Annotated in this window: 14 protein-coding genes; 10 read left to right on the top strand and 4 right to left on the bottom strand. The window is 53.5% G+C overall.

Annotated features, from left to right (window positions below):
• Nucleotides 1-39 precede the first annotated feature (39 nt).
• The 3 genes from znuA to lpxM all read left to right on the top strand — a co-directional run bounded on the left by znuA (nucleotide 40) and on the right by lpxM (nucleotide 3,416).
• Nucleotides 40-984, top strand: coding sequence for a zinc ABC transporter substrate-binding protein ZnuA (znuA, locus tag WB371_RS15055; protein WP_336220963.1), 945 nt, complete (start codon nucleotides 40-42; stop codon nucleotides 982-984).
• Nucleotides 985-999: 15 nt separating this feature from the next.
• A complete protein-coding gene (gene mepM / locus WB371_RS15050) occupies nucleotides 1,000-2,322 on the top strand; it encodes a murein DD-endopeptidase MepM (protein WP_336220855.1) in 1,323 nt (440 codons plus the stop codon).
• Between the two features lie 122 nt (nucleotides 2,323-2,444).
• Nucleotides 2,445-3,416 carry a lauroyl-Kdo(2)-lipid IV(A) myristoyltransferase gene (gene lpxM / locus WB371_RS15045; RefSeq protein ID WP_336220854.1) on the top strand — a complete coding sequence of 324 codons (972 nt, stop codon included), beginning with the start codon at nucleotides 2,445-2,447 and terminating at the stop codon, nucleotides 3,414-3,416.
• Nucleotides 3,417-3,562: 146 nt separating this feature from the next.
• Here lpxM and pyk read toward each other — a convergent pair whose 3' ends face one another.
• On the bottom strand, nucleotides 3,563-5,005 hold the full coding sequence (pyk, locus tag WB371_RS15040; protein ID WP_042287875.1) for a pyruvate kinase: 1,443 nt from the start codon (nucleotides 5,003-5,005) through the stop codon (nucleotides 3,563-3,565).
• 138 nt (nucleotides 5,006-5,143) lie between these two features.
• A complete protein-coding gene (locus tag WB371_RS15035) occupies nucleotides 5,144-6,013 on the bottom strand; it encodes a MurR/RpiR family transcriptional regulator (RefSeq protein ID WP_336220853.1) in 870 nt (289 codons plus the stop codon).
• Between the two features lie 329 nt (nucleotides 6,014-6,342).
• On the opposite strand from WB371_RS15035, the gene zwf reads away from it, so the two are divergent.
• The 3 genes from zwf (at nucleotide 6,343) to kdgA (ending at nucleotide 10,542) form a co-directional block, all read left to right on the top strand.
• Complete coding sequence (gene zwf / locus WB371_RS15030) at nucleotides 6,343-7,818, top strand: glucose-6-phosphate dehydrogenase (RefSeq protein ID WP_336220852.1); 1,476 nt, start codon at nucleotides 6,343-6,345, stop codon at nucleotides 7,816-7,818.
• Nucleotides 7,819-8,053: 235 nt separating this feature from the next.
• Complete coding sequence (edd, locus tag WB371_RS15025) at nucleotides 8,054-9,865, top strand: phosphogluconate dehydratase (protein ID WP_336220851.1); 1,812 nt, start codon at nucleotides 8,054-8,056, stop codon at nucleotides 9,863-9,865.
• A gap of 35 nt (nucleotides 9,866-9,900) precedes the next feature.
• A complete protein-coding gene (kdgA, locus tag WB371_RS15020) occupies nucleotides 9,901-10,542 on the top strand; it encodes a bifunctional 4-hydroxy-2-oxoglutarate aldolase/2-dehydro-3-deoxy-phosphogluconate aldolase (protein WP_336220850.1) in 642 nt (213 codons plus the stop codon).
• 102 nt (nucleotides 10,543-10,644) lie between these two features.
• Here the strand turns inward: kdgA and purT are convergent, their stop codons facing one another.
• A complete protein-coding gene (gene purT, locus WB371_RS15015; protein ID WP_336220849.1) occupies nucleotides 10,645-11,823 on the bottom strand; it encodes a formate-dependent phosphoribosylglycinamide formyltransferase in 1,179 nt (392 codons plus the stop codon).
• A 132-nt stretch (nucleotides 11,824-11,955) separates the two neighbouring features.
• Between purT and yebG the strand changes: the two genes are divergently transcribed.
• The 4 genes from yebG (at nucleotide 11,956) to ptrB (ending at nucleotide 15,578) form a co-directional block, all read left to right on the top strand.
• Nucleotides 11,956-12,246: a DNA damage-inducible protein YebG gene (yebG, locus tag WB371_RS15010; RefSeq protein ID WP_336220848.1), complete on the top strand. Its 291-nt coding sequence runs from the start codon at nucleotides 11,956-11,958 to the stop codon at nucleotides 12,244-12,246.
• Nucleotides 12,247-12,318: 72 nt separating this feature from the next.
• Nucleotides 12,319-12,672 (top strand): protein YebF, encoded by a 354-nt coding sequence (gene yebF / locus WB371_RS15005; RefSeq protein WP_336220847.1) that lies wholly within the window; start codon nucleotides 12,319-12,321, stop codon nucleotides 12,670-12,672.
• 95 nt (nucleotides 12,673-12,767) lie between these two features.
• Nucleotides 12,768-13,430 (top strand): tellurite resistance TerB family protein, encoded by a 663-nt coding sequence (locus WB371_RS15000; protein ID WP_336220846.1) that lies wholly within the window; start codon nucleotides 12,768-12,770, stop codon nucleotides 13,428-13,430.
• Nucleotides 13,431-13,517: 87 nt separating this feature from the next.
• Nucleotides 13,518-15,578, top strand: coding sequence for an oligopeptidase B (ptrB, locus tag WB371_RS14995; protein ID WP_336220845.1), 2,061 nt, complete (start codon nucleotides 13,518-13,520; stop codon nucleotides 15,576-15,578).
• Here ptrB and exoX read toward each other — a convergent pair.
• Nucleotides 15,575-16,237, bottom strand: coding sequence for an exodeoxyribonuclease X (gene exoX / locus WB371_RS14990; protein WP_336220843.1), 663 nt, complete (start codon nucleotides 16,235-16,237; stop codon nucleotides 15,575-15,577). The genes ptrB and exoX overlap by 4 nt on opposite strands.
• Nucleotides 16,238-16,244: the final 7 nt, after the last annotated feature.

The following is a 16,244-nucleotide window of genomic DNA, read 5'->3' as shown; positions in this document are numbered from 1 at the left end:
ATCACATTCCCGATACACATTACGATGATTGGTCGCATTATGTTACATAAAAATACGCTTCTTTTCGCGGCATTATCCGCCGCCCTTCTGAGTAGTGCAACACAGGCGGCAAATGCCGCTGTTGTGACATCTCTTAAGCCGTTGGGGTTCATCGCTTCAGCCATTGCGGATGGGGTAACAGAGACGCAAGTTTTGCTTCCCGATGGCGCTTCTGAGCATGATTATTCACTTCGGCCCTCGGATGTAAAACGCTTACAGGGCGCGGACTTAGTCGTCTGGATTGGTCCGGAAATGGAAGCGTTTATGGAGAAGTCCGTCAGTAACATTCCCGACGCAAAACAGGTGACGATTGCGCAACTCAACGACGTGAAACCGTTACTCATGAAAGGCGCTGACGACGATGATGATGACCACGATCATGACCATGAACACGGTGAAAAAGGTGACGCACATCACCATCATGGTGATTACAACATGCATCTTTGGCTCTCGCCAGAGATAGCGCGGGCCTCAGCGGTTGCAATCCATGAAAAATTAGTGGAACTTATGCCGCAAAGTCGAGCCAAACTTGACGCCAACCTGAAGGATTTTGAGGCACAATTAGCCACAACCGATAAGCAGGTTGGTAATGAGCTCGCACCGCTCAAGGGGAAAGGTTACTTCGTTTTTCATGACGCTTACGGCTACTTCGAAAAACACTACGGACTCACGCCATTGGGTCACTTTACCGTTAATCCTGAGATACAACCTGGTGCGCAGCGTTTACATGAAATAAGAACACAGTTGGTTGAGCAAAAAGCAACCTGCGTTTTTGCTGAGCCACAGTTCAGGCCAGCGGTCGTCGAAGCCGTTGCGAGAGGGACATCCGTTCGAATGGGAACGTTGGATCCCCTCGGAACCAATATCAAACTGGGTAAAACGAGCTATTCAGCGTTCTTGAACCAACTAGCGAACCAGTATGCGAGCTGCCTGAAAGGAGATTAATGAGGAAGTGAATACGTGCAACAGATAGCCCGCTCTGTCGCCCTGGCATTTAATAATCTGCCGAGACCCCATCGCGTTATGCTGGGGTCGCTTACCGTTCTTACCCTGGCCGCTGCCGTCTGGCGGCCTTACGTTTACCACCCGGATTCCACTCCCATCGTTAAAACGATCGAACTGGAGAAGAGCGAAATTCGTTCTCTGCTCCCGGAAGCCAGTGAGCCAATCGATCAGGCCGCCCAGGAGGATGAAGCCATTCCTCAGGATGAGCTGGACGATAAAACCACAGGCGAGGCGGGCGTGCATGAATATGTCGTTTCCACAGGCGATACCCTCAGCAGCATCCTCAACCAGTACGGCATTGAAATGGGGGATATCTCCCAGCTTGCCGCGGCAGACAAAGAGTTGCGTAACCTGAAGATTGGTCAACAGCTCTCCTGGACATTGACTGCAGAAGGCGATTTGCAGCGTCTGACGTGGGAAATGTCGCGTCGTGAAACCCGTACTTATGATCGCACGGCGGCGAACGGCTTTAAGATGAGCACGGAAATGCAGCAGGGTGACTGGGTAAACAGCCTGATGAAAGGCACCGTAGGGGGCAGCTTCGTCTCCAGCGCGAAAGATGCCGGGTTGACCAGTGCGGAAATCAGTGCGGTAATTAAAGCGATGCAGTGGCAGATGGACTTCCGTAAACTGAAAAAAGGTGACGAGTTCTCGGTGCTGATGTCGCGTGAAATGCTGGACGGTAAGCGCGAGCAGAGTCAACTGCTGGGTGTGCGCCTGCGTTCTGAAGGGAAAGATTACTACGCTATCCGCGCCGAGGATGGCAAATTCTATGACCGCAACGGGACCGGGCTGGCAAAAGGTTTCATGCGCTTCCCGACAGCGAAACAGTTCCGTATTTCATCCAACTTTAATCCACGTCGGACTAATCCGGTCACCGGACGTGTGGCGCCGCACCGTGGTGTAGATTTTGCGATGCCGCAAGGGACGCCAGTGCTGTCCGTCGGCGACGGCGAAGTGGTCGTGGCGAAGCGCAGTGGCGCTGCGGGTTACTATGTCGCGGTTCGTCATGGTCGCACCTACACCACTCGCTATATGCACTTGCGTAAGCTTCTGGTGAAACCGGGGCAAAAAGTGAAACGTGGCGATCGTATTGCGCTTTCTGGTAACACCGGACGCTCAACCGGGCCGCATCTGCATTATGAAGTGTGGATCAACCAGCAGGCGGTTAACCCGCTAACGGCAAAACTGCCACGTACTGAAGGGCTGACCGGTAAAGATCGCACCGATTATCTGGCGCAGGTCAAAGAGGTTCTGCCGCAGTTACGCTTCGATTAATCCGTTATGACGTTAAAGCCGGTACACTGCTTGTGTGCCGGCTTTTTTCTTTTGTGCGCGGCAGGGTGCGCCGCTACACTATCATCAGATTTACTTTTCGCGTCATCAGGCACTGGAAAAGCATGGAAACAAAAAAGAATAATATTGAGTACATCCCTGAGTTTGAGAAATCCTTTCGCCATCCGCGCTACTGGGGCGCATGGTTGGGTGTGGCTGCGATGGCGGGTATCGCCCTGACGCCCGCGTCTTTTCGCGACCCGTTGTTAGCAAAAGTCGGCCGCTTTGCCGGACGGCTGGGTAAAAGTTCGCGCCGTCGGGCGTTAATTAATCTGTCCTTATGTTTCCCGGAACGTAGCGAAGCCGAGCGTGAAGCGATCGTCGATGCCATGTTTTCTACTGCGCCGCAGGCGATGGCGATGATGGCGGAACTGGCGATTCGGGGGCCGGAAAAAATCCAGCCGCGTGTTGACTGGGAAGGGCTGGAAATTATTGAGGAGATGCGGCGCAACGATGAAAAAGTCATCTTCCTGGTGCCGCACGGATGGGGTGTCGATATCCCTGCGATGCTGATGGCGTCGCAAGGCCAGAAGATGGCGGCGATGTTCCATAACCAGGGTAACCCGGTGTTTGATTATGTGTGGAATACGGTTCGTCGTCGATTTGGCGGACGTCTGCATGCGCGTAATGATGGCATCAAACCGTTTATTCAGTCTGTGCGTCAGGGCTACTGGGGATACTACCTGCCGGATCAGGATCACGGTCCTGAGCACAGCGAATTTGTCGATTTCTTCGCCACGTACAAGGCCACGCTACCCGCTATCGGGCGACTGATGAAAGTGTGTCGGGCGCGCGTTATCCCGCTGTTCCCGGTGTATAACGGGAAGACGCATCGCCTGACGATTCAGGTGCGCCCGCCGATGGACGATCTGCTGACGGCGGATGACAACACGATCGCGCGGCGAATGAACGAAGAGGTGGAAATTTTTGTTGGCCCGCATCCGGAGCAGTACACCTGGATCCTGAAACTGCTGAAGACCCGGAAGCCTGGGGAAATTCAGCCCTATAAGCGCAAAGATCTTTATCCCATCAAATAAAAAAAGCCTCTCGTATGAGAGGCTTCAGATTGCTGTCAAACTGCGCTTTGTTCTTGCCGGATGCGGCGTAAAGCCTTATCCGGCCTGCAATATATTGCAGAAACCATGTAGGCCTGATAAGCGAAGCGCCATCAGGCATCGTTACATCATTCAACCGTCAGAATTCGTGTGGTATTGGTTGAGCCGATGGTGCTCATCACATCACCCTGAGTCACGATCACCAGATCGCCAGACACCAGGTAGCCTTTGTCGCGCAGCAGGTTCACCGCTTCGCTCGCCGCCACGACACCATCCGCCGCGCTGTCAAAATGGACCGGCGTAACGCCACGGTACAGCGACGTCAGGTTCAGAGTGCGTTCATGACGGGACATGGCGAAAATGGGCAGCCCGGAACTGATACGGGAGGTCATCAGCGCGGTACGGCCAGATTCGGTCATAGTGATGATCGCGGTAACCCCTTTCAGGTGGTTTGCTGCGTACATCGCGGACATCGCAATCGCTTCTTCGACATTGTCGAACTGAACGTCCAGACGGTGTTTAGAGACGTTGATGCTGGGGATTTTTTCTGCACCCAGACAGACTCGCGCCATCGCGGCAACGGTTTCTGCCGGGTACTGGCCCGCAGCGGTCTCTGCTGACAGCATCACCGCATCGGTGCCATCCAGGACGGCGTTAGCGACGTCCATCACTTCGGCACGGGTCGGCATTGGGTTGGTGATCATTGACTCCATCATCTGGGTCGCCGTGATGACGGCGCGGTTTAACTGACGCGCACGGCGAATCAGTGCTTTCTGAATACCCACCAGCTCAGGGTCACCGATTTCCACGCCCAGATCGCCACGTGCGACCATCACAACGTCAGAGGCGAGGATGATGTCGTCCATGGCATTCTGATCGCACACGGCTTCGGCACGTTCAACTTTAGCCACGATTTTGGCATCGCAACCCGCATCACGCGCCAGTCGGCGCGCATAGTTAAGGTCTTCACCACAGCGAGGGAAGGAGACCGCCAGGTAGTCCACGCCGATCAGCGCGGCGGTGACGATATCAGCTTTATCTTTTTCGGTCAGGGCTTCCGCGGAGAGACCACCGCCCAGTTTGTTGATGCCTTTGTTGTTGGAAAGCGGGCCGCCCACGGTGACTTCAGTGAACACTTTCATACCCTGGACTTCCAGCACTTTCAACTGCACACGACCATCGTCGAGCAGCAGGATATCGCCGGGGACCACGTCAGCCGGCAGGCCTTTGTAATCAATACCGACTTTTTCTTTGTCGCCTTCGCCTTTACCCAGGTTGGCATCTAAGAGGAATTTGTCACCGATGTTAAGGAAAACTTTGCCTTCTTTAAACGTGGAAACGCGAATTTTCGGCCCCTGGAGGTCTCCAAGAATCGCTACATGGCGCCCCAGTTTGGCAGCAATCTCACGAACCTTATCCGCGCGCATTTTATGATCTTCTGGCGAGCCGTGAGAGAAGTTCATACGTACGACGTTGGCGCCCGCAGCGATAATCTTCTCAAGATTGTTATCGCGGTCGGTAGCCGGGCCTAACGTCGTAACGATTTTGGTTCTGCGAAGCCTTCTGGACATGTAATACTCCGTTGACTGAAACAACTAGGTGTTGCGTGAAAATGATCCGGCGGTTCTGAAAACCTTTACACCCAAAGGGTCTACAAAGCATAGCGAACAAAACCGGATGACGAATGAATGTCGAACTTATTATTGCTGTTAGCGGTCATCACTCTTGTTGAGTAATTCTTTATCAAAACGCGATTCCTTGAGCGCTTCTTTGACACGCTTCAAGTTATCTCTGAATTTTGCCCCACGGCGTAAAGTAAATCCTGTTGCCAGCACATCTATCACGGTCAACTGTGCAAGTCGAGAGACCATGGGCATATAAATGTCAGTATCTTCTGGTACATCGAGGGTAATTGCCAGCGTTGCTTCACGTGCCAGCGGCGTCCCGGCAGAGGTAAGCGCTATTACCATGGCATCGTTTTCACGCGCGAGCTGTGCCAGCTCAACCAGACTCTTGGTACGTCCGGTGTGTGAAATCAACACAACGACGTCATCATCGCTACAATTCATACAGCTCATCCGTTGCAACACGATATCGTCCGAATAAATCACCGGAACGTTAAAACGGAAAAACTTGTTCATGGCATCGTGTGCAACGGCGGCGGATGAGCCCAGACCAAAGAAAGCGATCTTCTTTGCCTGCGTCAGCAGATCCACGGCACGGTTAACGGCCGATTTATCGAGCGACTGACGCACATGATCAAGGCTCGCCATTGCCGATTCGAAAATCTTGCCCGTGTAGGACTCGACGCTGTCATCTTCATCCACATTACGATTAACATAAGGTGTACCGTTTGCCAGACTTTGCGCCAGATGCAGTTTAAAATCAGGAAAGCCGCGGGTTTCCATGCTGCGGCAAAAGCGGTTAACGGTGGGTTCGCTGACGTTTGCTTCCTGCGCAAGCGTCGCAATACTGCAATGGATGGCCCGCTCAGGCGAGGCGATAATGACATCGGCGACTTTGCGCTCGGATTTGCTTAAATGTTCCAGTTGAGACTGGACCTTTTCCAGCATATTCATGACATAGACTCAAGGATATGACGATTTCAGTGATACAAGAAATCGAGAGGCAATTTTGGTAGATAGTACCCCTGTTAAGCAGCGAAGGGGGCAAAATGGTCAGAAGAGTTGTTGTTTTTTTTCATAACATGATCAGCATCTTGTTTCGTCTGGACATAATGTGAAAAAAGTGGCAACGATTTTCACCATTTTGCGCCGTTTAGCGCCAACCGCACGGGCGGACAAGCGTTTACGGTTTCCGGAATCACGTAAAAGCAGTACAGTGCACTGTAATAAAATTACAAGTAATGCCTGGCAACGCACCAGGATAGCTAACTAAGGAGAATGACATGGCGGTAACGCAAACAGCCCAGGCATGTGACCTGGTCATTTTCGGCGCGAAAGGCGACCTTGCGCGTCGTAAATTGCTGCCTTCCCTGTACCAACTTGAAAAAGCCGGTCAGATTAACCCGGATACCCGCATCATTGGGGTAGGCCGCGCCGACTGGGACAAAGACGCCTACACCAAAGTGGTGCGTGAAGCGCTTGAAACCTTCATGAAAGAGAAAATTGATGAAGGATTATGGGAGACCCTGAGCGGGCGCCTGGATTTCTGCAACCTGGATGTGAACGATACGGCCGCTTTCTCGCGTCTGGGCAAGATGCTCGACCAAAAAAATCGCACCACGATCAACTATTTCGCTATGCCGCCGAGCACTTTTGGCGCTATCTGTAAGGGACTGGGGGAAGCGAAACTGAATGCTAAACCAGCGCGCGTGGTCATGGAAAAACCGCTGGGAACATCACTGGCGACTTCTCGCGAAATCAACGACCAGGTTGGTGAATATTTTGAAGAGTGCCAGGTTTACCGTATCGACCACTATCTCGGGAAAGAGACGGTACTGAACCTGCTGGCGCTGCGTTTTGCCAACTCACTGTTTGTGAACAACTGGGATAACCGCACTATCGATCATGTGGAAATCACCGTCGCGGAAGAGGTGGGCATCGAAGGGCGCTGGGGGTATTTCGACCAGGCTGGTCAGATGCGCGATATGATCCAGAATCACCTGCTGCAAATCCTGTGCATGATTGCGATGTCTCCGCCGTCAGATCTGACCGCTGACGCCATTCGTGATGAAAAAGTGAAAGTCCTCAAGTCCCTTCGTCGCATCGATCGTTCAAACGTACGTGAAAAAACCGTTCGTGGTCAGTACACCACTGGTTTTGCCCAGGGAAAAAAAGTCCCGGGTTATCTGGAGGAAGAGGGGGCGAATAAGACCAGTAACACCGAAACGTTCGTGGCGATTCGCGTGGATATTGATAACTGGCGCTGGGCGGGCGTACCGTTCTACCTGCGTACCGGTAAGCGCCTGCCGACGAAATGCTCTGAGGTGGTGGTTTACTTCAAGACGCCTGAGCTGAACCTGTTTAAAGAATCCTGGCAGGATCTGCCGCAGAACAAGCTGACCATCCGTCTGCAACCGGATGAAGGCGTGGATATCCAGGTGTTGAACAAAGTCCCGGGTCTGGACCACAAACATAATCTGCAAATCACGAAGCTGGATCTGAGCTATTCCGAGACCTTCAATCAGACCCACCTGGCGGATGCGTACGAACGCCTGCTGCTGGAAACCATGCGCGGAATACAGGCGCTGTTTGTCCGTCGTGATGAAGTGGAAGAGGCGTGGAAGTGGGTTGACTCTATCACCGAAGCGTGGGCGATGGACAACGACGCGCCGAAACCGTATCAGGCAGGGACCTGGGGACCGGTTGCTTCTGTGGCGATGATCACGCGTGATGGCCGTTCCTGGAACGAGTTTGAGTGAAAAATCCGCTAACTCTTCAGTGTTATTTTACCGGTAACATGATCTAACACAGATTGTTGAACAATTTTTGCACTTTTAAGCCTCGCGTGGATTCACCCGCGAGGCTTTTTTGATTACACTTCCTGAAACGATTTTGCCCTATGAGCTCCGGTGAACAAGCGTTTTCTGGCTTTATTATCTCAGTAAATGGCTTTGCCAAACCTGTAGCTCTGACAGATAAATTTCAGGAGCCACTATGAATCCGAATTTGTTACGCGTAACACAACGTATTATCGAACGTTCTCGTGAGAGCCGAGCGGCCTATCTTTCTCGTATAGAACAGGCGAAAACCGCAACCGTGCATCGTTCACAACTGGCCTGTGGCAACCTGGCGCACGGATTTGCCGCCTGTCAGCCAGATGATAAAGCCTCGTTGAAAAGCATGTTGCGTAACAATATCGCGATCATTACCTCTTACAACGACATGCTCTCCGCGCATCAACCCTATGAACATTACCCGGATATTATTCGTAAAGCCCTGCATGCCGCGAACGCGGTAGGGCAGGTTGCCGGCGGCGTTCCGGCGATGTGCGATGGCGTGACGCAGGGGCAGGATGGTATGGAACTTTCGCTGTTGAGCCGCGAAGTGATTGCCATGTCTGCGGCGGTGGGGCTGTCGCATAATATGTTCGACGGCGCGCTGTTTCTGGGCGTTTGTGACAAAATCGTCCCTGGGCTGGCAATGGCGGCGCTGTCGTTTGGTCATCTGCCTGCCATCTTTGTGCCGTCAGGTCCGATGGCGAGCGGCTTGCCGAATAAAGAGAAGGTCCGCATCCGTCAGCTCTATGCCGAGGGGAAAGTAGACCGCATGGCGCTGCTGGAATCGGAAGCCGCCTCCTATCATGCGCCGGGCACCTGTACCTTCTACGGCACCGCGAATACAAACCAGATGGTGATTGAATTCATGGGGATGCAACTGCCGGGTTCTTCTTTTGTGCATCCGGATGCGCCATTGCGTGAAGCGTTAACCGCTGCAGCCGCACGCCAGGTCACACGTCTGACCGGCAATGGCAACGAATGGATGCCGATCGGTAAAATGATTGATGAAAAAGTGGTGGTAAACGGTATTGTTGCGCTACTGGCAACCGGCGGTTCCACAAACCACACCATGCACCTTGTGGCAATGGCGCGCGCTGCGGGTATCCAGATTAACTGGGATGATTTCTCCGATCTCTCTGACATCGTACCGCTGATGGCGCGGCTGTATCCTAACGGTCCGGCGGATATCAACCACTTCCAGGCCGCAGGCGGTGTGCCGGTTCTGATGCGCGAACTCCTGGACGCAGGTCTGCTGCATGAAGATGTGAACACCGTGGCGGGATTTGGTCTCAAACGCTACACCCTCGAACCCTGGCTCAATAATGGTGAACTTGACTGGCGTGATGGCGCAGCGAAATCGCTGGACAGCAACGTGATTGCTTCCTTTGACCAGCCGTTCTCCCATCATGGCGGCACCAAAGTGTTAAGTGGCAACCTGGGACGCGCCGTCATGAAAACGTCCGCTGTGCCGGTTGAGAATCAGGTGATCGAAGCGCCGGCTGTGGTTTTTGAAAGTCAGCACGATGTTTTACCGGCCTTCGAAGCCGGTCTCCTCGACCGGGATTGTGTGGTTGTTGTGCGTCATCAGGGCCCGAAAGCGAACGGAATGCCAGAATTGCATAAACTCATGCCGCCACTTGGTGTATTATTGGACCGTCGTTTCAAAATTGCGTTGGTGACCGATGGACGACTTTCCGGTGCTTCCGGTAAAGTACCTTCAGCCATCCATGTCACCCCGGAGGCGTATGATGGCGGTCTGCTGGCAAAAGTACGCGATGGCGACATTATTCGGGTGAACGGACAGACAGGTGAATTGACGCTGCTGGTTGATGACGCGGAACTTGCTGCGCGTCAGCCGCACATTCCGGATCTGAGCGCATCGCGTATCGGAACGGGACGTGAAATGTTCAGCGCGCTGCGTGAGAAATTGTCCGGCGCGGAACAGGGCGCAACCTGTATCGATTTTTAAGGCATCTATTGTAATCAGGCGAGAGAAAAACTCTGATGAAAAACTGGAAAACAAGTGCAGAAGCAATCCTGACCACCGGCCCGGTTGTCCCGGTGATCGTAGTGAATAAACTGGAACACGCTGTGCCGATGGCAAAAGCGTTGGTTGCAGGTGGTGTGCGCGTTCTGGAAGTGACCTTACGTACTGCCTGCGCGATGGATGCTATTCGCGCTATCGCCAAAGAAGTGCCGGAAGCCATTGTTGGGGCGGGTACGGTTCTGAATCCCGGGCAACTGGCGGAAGTCACTGCTGCCGGCGCGCAGTTTGCTATCAGCCCGGGTCTGACCGAGCCGCTGCTGAAAGCGGCAACCGAAGGGACAATCCCGCTGATTCCGGGGATCAGCACCGTTTCTGAACTGATGCTGGGTATGGATTACGGTCTGAAAGAGTTCAAATTCTTCCCGGCGGAGGCCAACGGTGGCACCAAAGCGTTGCAGGCGATTGCCGGTCCGTTCTCTCAGGTACGTTTCTGCCCAACGGGCGGTATCTCTCCGGCCAACTACCGTGATTACCTGGCGCTCAAAAGCGTGCTGTGCATCGGTGGCTCCTGGCTGGTGCCGAATGACGCGCTGGAAGCCGGTGATTACGATCGCATCACTAAACTGGCGCGTGAAGCGGTTGAAGGCGCGAAGCAGTAAGCTTTCAATATATAAACCGTAGGCCCGGTAAGACGCGTAAACGTCACTCCCGGGCTTTGCCGGATAGCGGCGTCGCTGCCTTATCCGGCCTACGGCTGCGGTTTAGCCTGTCACTTTCACCTGTGCTGCAGCCTGTTTAGCGCGGTCTATCGCCGCTTCAACCGTCTCAGCGGTTGCCAGCGCCACACCCAGTCGACGGGTGCCATCAATCTCTGGTTTAGCGAACAAACGCACCTGCAAACCTGCGCCGACGGCGGCCTGTACATTATCAAACGTCACGTTGTTGCTGGTTAGCTTCGGCAAAATCACCGCAGAGGCTGCCGGACCGTACTGTCGAATAGCGCCCACGGGCAGCCCAAGGAAGGCGCGGACGTGCAGCGCGAATTCCGACAGATCCTGAGAAATCAGTGTCACCATGCCGGTGTCGTGCGGGCGAGGAGAGACTTCGCTGAAGATGACCTCATCACCACAAACAAACAGCTCCACGCCAAACAGTCCATAACCGCCAAGCGCTAACACCACTTTCCGCGCAATTTCCTGAGCACGTTCCAGCGCCAGCGCGCTCATCTGCTGCGGTTGCCAGGATTCACGGTAATCGCCATCTTCCTGACGATGGCCTACCGGCGCGCAAAAATGAACGCCATCCACGGCGCTAACGGTGAGCAGGGTGATTTCAAAATCAAACCGGACCACCCCTTCGACGATCACCCGACCGGCACCTGCTCGCCCGCCTTGCTGGGCGTAGTCCCAGGCCTGGCTCAATTGCGACGCTGAACGGATAAAGCTCTGTCCCTTGCCTGAGGAACTCATTACCGGTTTGATGATGCAGGGATAACCGATTTCCGCCACTGCATCGCGAAAACGCGCTTCGCTGTCAGCAAAACGGAATGTCGATGTGGGCAGCGCCAGTTCTTCCGCTGCCAGACGACGGATGCCTTCACGGTTCATGGTCAGCCTGGTTGCGCGGGCGCAGGGAACGACGTTCAGCCCTTCCTGCTCCAGTGTAATCAGCATATCTGTCGCAATGGCTTCGATTTCAGGCACGATGAAATCCGGTTTTTCCCGCTCAACAACCCGACGAAGCGCGTCGCCATCCAGCATATTGATAACGTGTGAGCGATGCGCAACATGCATGGCCGGTGCATCGGCATAGCGATCCACGGCGATAACTTCCACGCCAAGGCGCTGACACTCAATGGCCACCTCTTTTCCCAGTTCGCCAGAACCTAATAACATCACCCGAGTGGCTGCCGGACGCAGCGCGGTGCCTAATAACGTCATGAAAACTGTCCCCCGATAAATTTGGCCGTAGTATATACGTAAACGTTTGCGTCTGTCTTTATTGCCCGCTTGATTTCAGGCGTAAAATAGAATATACTGTACATAATTACAGTAATATTAAGAGGCTGCAACATGGCGGTTGAAGTTAAATACGTAGTCATTCGTGAAGGTGAGGAAAAAATGTCATTTACCAGCAAAAAGGAAGCCGATGCGTATGACAAGATGCTGGACACAGCCGATCTGCTCGATACCTGGCTTGAACAGTCGCCGCTCGCACTGGAAGATGAGCAGCGTGAAGCGCTGTCATTGTGGCTGGCAGAGCAAAAAGAGGTGCTGAGCACTATCCTTAAAACCGGTAAATTGCCTTCTCCACAGGTGGTTGAGAACGACGCCTCAGTCGATGACGATACTCAGGCGGCCTGAATCTGACTTGCGCTCCTGACGATTTGTACCATGCTTTTCCTGAATCAATGTGCCAGTGAGTAAAGGAAAAGTATGAAAAGAACAGGTGTGTTAGTCAGCCTGCTGTTGTTATGCACCAGTCTGTCGGTGTCTGCAGCGGGTACGGACAGCAAAACAGTCAAATTCCCCAACTGTGACGGTCTTGATGCTGCCGGCATTGCCGCCAGCGTAAAACGTGACTATCAGCAAAATCGCGTGGTGCGCTGGGCTGACGATCAAAAACAGGTGGGGCAGGCGGATCCGGTTGCGTGGGTGAATCCGAAAGAGATCACCGGACAGGATGGTAAATGGAGTGTTCCGCTCACCGTCCGTGGGAAAAGCGCGGATATTCATTATCAGGTGAAGGTTGACTGCAAGGCGGGAACAGCGGAATACCAACCCCGCTAGCGTGATAATTTGCGCATCTTTTGCGGTTACAGACATTTCCTGACACCCCCTCAGGTACGCTTTGATAATTCATTGTCAGTACTTGAGGGACAAAAATGGCTAACTGGCTAAATCAATTACAATCTCTTCTCGGACAAAACGGAGCATCATCGTCCTCTTCGGGTGAACAAGGATTGAGCAAACTGCTGGTGCCCGGCGCGCTGGGCGGTCTTGCCGGATTACTTGTCGCCAACAAATCTTCCCGTAAATTACTCAGCAAATATGGCACCAGTGCGCTGTTGGTGGGTGGCGGTGCGGTAGCCGGAACAGTGCTATGGAACAAGTACAAGGATAAAGTTCGCCGTGCGCATCAGGACGAACCCCAGTTTGGCGCGCAAAACGCCTCGCCGCTGGATGTCAGGACGGAACGTCTGATTCTGGCGTTGGTTTTTGCAGCGAAAAGTGATGGCCATATTGATGCCAAAGAGCGGGCGGCGATTGAACAACACTTACGCGAAGCGGGTGTTGAAGAGCAAGGACGTCGTCTTATCGAACAGGCTATTGAACAACCGCTTGATCCGCAGCGCCTGGCACAGGGAATTCGTAACGAAGAAGAAGCGCTGGAAATTTACTTCCTGAGCTGTGCGGCAATAGACATTGATCACTTTATGGAGCGCAGCTATCTGAACGCGCTGGGCGATGCGCTGAAAATTCCGCAGGATGTCCGTGAGGGCATTGAGCAGGATCTGAAACAGCAAAAACAGGCGTTACCCGGCTAACAGATTCTCCCCGGCAGCATGTTTCGCTTGCATCATTCGTCAGTTTTGCCACCCTTAAAGGGTGTATAAAGACGAAAGAACAACCACATGCTGCCCAAAGCCAATCGCATTCCCCATACCATGACCCTTCATGGCGACACACGTACCGATAATTATTTCTGGCTGCGAGACGATACTCGCTCAAAGCCTGAGGTCCTTGACTACCTGAAACAGGAAAACCGTTACGGGCATCAGGTCATGTCCGGTCAACAGGCGTTGCAGGAGCGTGTGCTGAAAGAAATTATCGACAGGATCCCCCCGCGGGACACCTCTGCCCCCTATGTGAAAAACGGTTACCGCTATCGTCATCTGTACGAGCCTGGCAGTGAGTATGCGATTTATCAGCGCCAGTCTGCGCTGCATGAGGAGTGGGATGAGTGGGAAACGCTGATTGATGGTAATAAACGGGCGGCGCACAGTGAGTTTTACACGCTGGGTGGACTGGCGATTACGCCCGATAACACCATTATGGCGCTGGCAGAAGATTACCTCTCGCGTCGTCAGTACGGGATCCGTTTTCGCAATCTGGAAAACGGTAACTGGTATCCGGAAATGCTGGATAACGTTGCGCCTGAATTCGTCTGGGCGAACGACTCGCAAACCTTCTACTACGTCCGCAAGCACGCGACCACATTGTTACCGTATCAGGTCTGGCGACACACCGTCGGAACACCGTCGGCGCAGGATGAACTGATTTATGAAGAACAGGACGATACCTTTTACGTCAGCCTGCACAAAACGACATCCCAACACTACATCGTCATTCATCTGGGGAGCGCGACGACCAGTGAGGTGATGTTACTGGATGCGGAACTGGCTGATGCTGAGCCGTTTATCTTTCTGTCTCGTCGAAAAGATCACGAATACAGTCTGGATCATTACCAGCATAAATTTTACCTGCGCTCGAATCGTGACGGCAAAAACTTCGGCCTGTACCGCACAAACGTGCGGGATGAAAAACAGTGGGAAACGCTGATCCCGCCGCGTGAGGCCATCATGCTGGAGGGGTTTACGCTCTTTACCGACTGGCTGGTGGTGGAAGAACGTCAGCGCGGATTAACCAGCCTGCGCCAGATTAATCGCAAGACGCGCGAAGTCGTGGGGATCGCCTTTGACGATCCTGCCTATGTGACCTGGCTTGCTTATAACCCTGAACCGGAAACATCGCGTCTGCGCTATGGCTATTCCTCGATGACCACGCCTGATACGCTGTTTGAACTGGACATGGATACCGGTGAACGCCGCGTACTCAAACAGACTGAGGTTCCGGGTTTTGACGCGGCGAACTATCACAGCGAACATCTGTGGATCACCGCACGTGATGGCGTCGCAGTGCCGGTTTCGCTGGTTTATCATCAGGCGCATTTTCGTCACGGGCAAAACCCGCTGCTGGTCTATGGCTATGGTTCTTATGGCGCCAGCATGGATGCTGATTTTGACAGTAGCCGGTTGAGTCTGCTCGATCGCGGATTTGTTTACGCTATCGTCCATGTTCGCGGCGGCGGTGAGCTGGGGCAGCAGTGGTATGAAGACGGTAAGTTCCTGAAAAAACGCAATACCTTCAACGACTACCTCGACGCCTGCGACGCGTTAATCGCTCAGGGATATGGCTCGCCTTCACTGTGCTACGGCATGGGGGGCAGTGCGGGAGGAATGCTGATGGGGGTTGCTATCAATGAGCGCCCCGATCTGTTTCACGGTGTAGTGGCGCAGGTGCCGTTTGTTGATGTATTGACCACAATGCTGGATGAGTCGATACCCCTGACAACCGGGGAGTTTGAGGAGTGGGGGAATCCAAAGGAGCCGCAATATTACACTTACATGAAAGGCTACAGCCCCTACGATAATGTCCGGGCGCAGGCCTATCCGCATTTGCTGGTTACCACCGGTCTGCACGATTCGCAGGTCCAGTACTGGGAGCCGGCAAAATGGGTGGCGAAACTGCGCGAGCTCAAAACGGATGATCGCTTATTGCTGCTTTGTACTGATATGGATTCTGGTCACGGCGGTAAATCTGGACGCTTTAAATCCTGGGAAGGTGTGGCGATGGAATACACTTTCCTGATTGGCCTTGCGCAGGGGACACTCCCCGGCAAGAAAACCCATTAAGCGTTATCCAGATAATGCTTCAGCGTTAAACGGAGTTCCGGGCTCATACTGTCGAGATTATTAAACAGCCAGCGCAGATAGCCCGGGTCACGCTCTGCGACTTCAGATACCGCTTTCCCGCGGTATTTACCAAAGGTGAAAGTGGTGAGCAATGTCGGGCGGCCGGTGATGTCCGCCATCTGTTCCGCCGTCCAGCCTGAGGTGTTCATAATATCAATGAGCAGTGCCGCGGTAATGTAACAGTCATACAGCGCCCGGTGGTGATGTAATCCCGGAGGCGTCTGTACGTTGAGCTTACGGGATTTATACAGCGCCATATTGCTGTATTTGATTCCAGGCCAGAGGCGGCGGGAAAGCTTCATAGTACAAATCCACTCACCGGGCATGTCCGGCAGAACGCGGCGGTCAAAGCTGGCGTTGTGCGCCACATACCACTCACTGCCATAATAGTGAGGGATCACCTCTTCAATCCACGGCTTATCGGCGACCATGGCTTCGGTAATACGGTGAATCGCCATGGCCTGCGGTGAAATAGGGCGGTCAGGACGTACCAGATGACTCATTGGGTTAACGATTTTACCGTCAACGACGTCCACAGAGGCGATCTCCACAATCCCTCCCTGCAGACCACAGGTCTCTGTATCGATGATACGCAGCATGTCACAC

The sequence above is a fragment of the Citrobacter amalonaticus genome, assembly GCF_037053465.1.
Lineage (GTDB): Bacteria > Pseudomonadota > Gammaproteobacteria > Enterobacterales > Enterobacteriaceae > Citrobacter_A > Citrobacter_A amalonaticus_H.
The sequence above is the reverse complement of the archived record's forward strand: the minus strand, read 5'-3'. Positions and strand labels throughout refer to the sequence as shown.

What these genes read in the sequence shown, in the direction of transcription:
- znuA (WP_336220963.1), top strand. Translation starts at nt 40, where the DNA reads ATGTTACATAAAAATACGCTTCTTTTCGCGGCATTATCCGCCGCCCTT.
- lpxM (WP_336220854.1), top strand. Translation starts at nt 2,445, where the DNA reads ATGGAAACAAAAAAGAATAATATTGAGTACATCCCTGAGTTTGAGAAA.
- pyk (WP_042287875.1), bottom strand. Translation starts at nt 5,005, where the DNA reads ATGTCCAGAAGGCTTCGCAGAACCAAAATCGTTACGACGTTAGGCCCG.
- WB371_RS15035 (WP_336220853.1), bottom strand. Translation starts at nt 6,013, where the DNA reads ATGAATATGCTGGAAAAGGTCCAGTCTCAACTGGAACATTTAAGCAAA.
- zwf (WP_336220852.1), top strand. Translation starts at nt 6,343, where the DNA reads ATGGCGGTAACGCAAACAGCCCAGGCATGTGACCTGGTCATTTTCGGC.
- edd (WP_336220851.1), top strand. Translation starts at nt 8,054, where the DNA reads ATGAATCCGAATTTGTTACGCGTAACACAACGTATTATCGAACGTTCT.
- kdgA (WP_336220850.1), top strand. Translation starts at nt 9,901, where the DNA reads ATGAAAAACTGGAAAACAAGTGCAGAAGCAATCCTGACCACCGGCCCG.
- purT (WP_336220849.1), bottom strand. Translation starts at nt 11,823, where the DNA reads ATGACGTTATTAGGCACCGCGCTGCGTCCGGCAGCCACTCGGGTGATG.
- yebG (WP_336220848.1), top strand. Translation starts at nt 11,956, where the DNA reads ATGGCGGTTGAAGTTAAATACGTAGTCATTCGTGAAGGTGAGGAAAAA.
- yebF (WP_336220847.1), top strand. Translation starts at nt 12,319, where the DNA reads ATGAAAAGAACAGGTGTGTTAGTCAGCCTGCTGTTGTTATGCACCAGT.
- WB371_RS15000 (WP_336220846.1), top strand. Translation starts at nt 12,768, where the DNA reads ATGGCTAACTGGCTAAATCAATTACAATCTCTTCTCGGACAAAACGGA.
- ptrB (WP_336220845.1), top strand. Translation starts at nt 13,518, where the DNA reads ATGCTGCCCAAAGCCAATCGCATTCCCCATACCATGACCCTTCATGGC.
- exoX (WP_336220843.1), bottom strand. Translation starts at nt 16,237, where the DNA reads ATGCTGCGTATCATCGATACAGAGACCTGTGGTCTGCAGGGAGGGATT.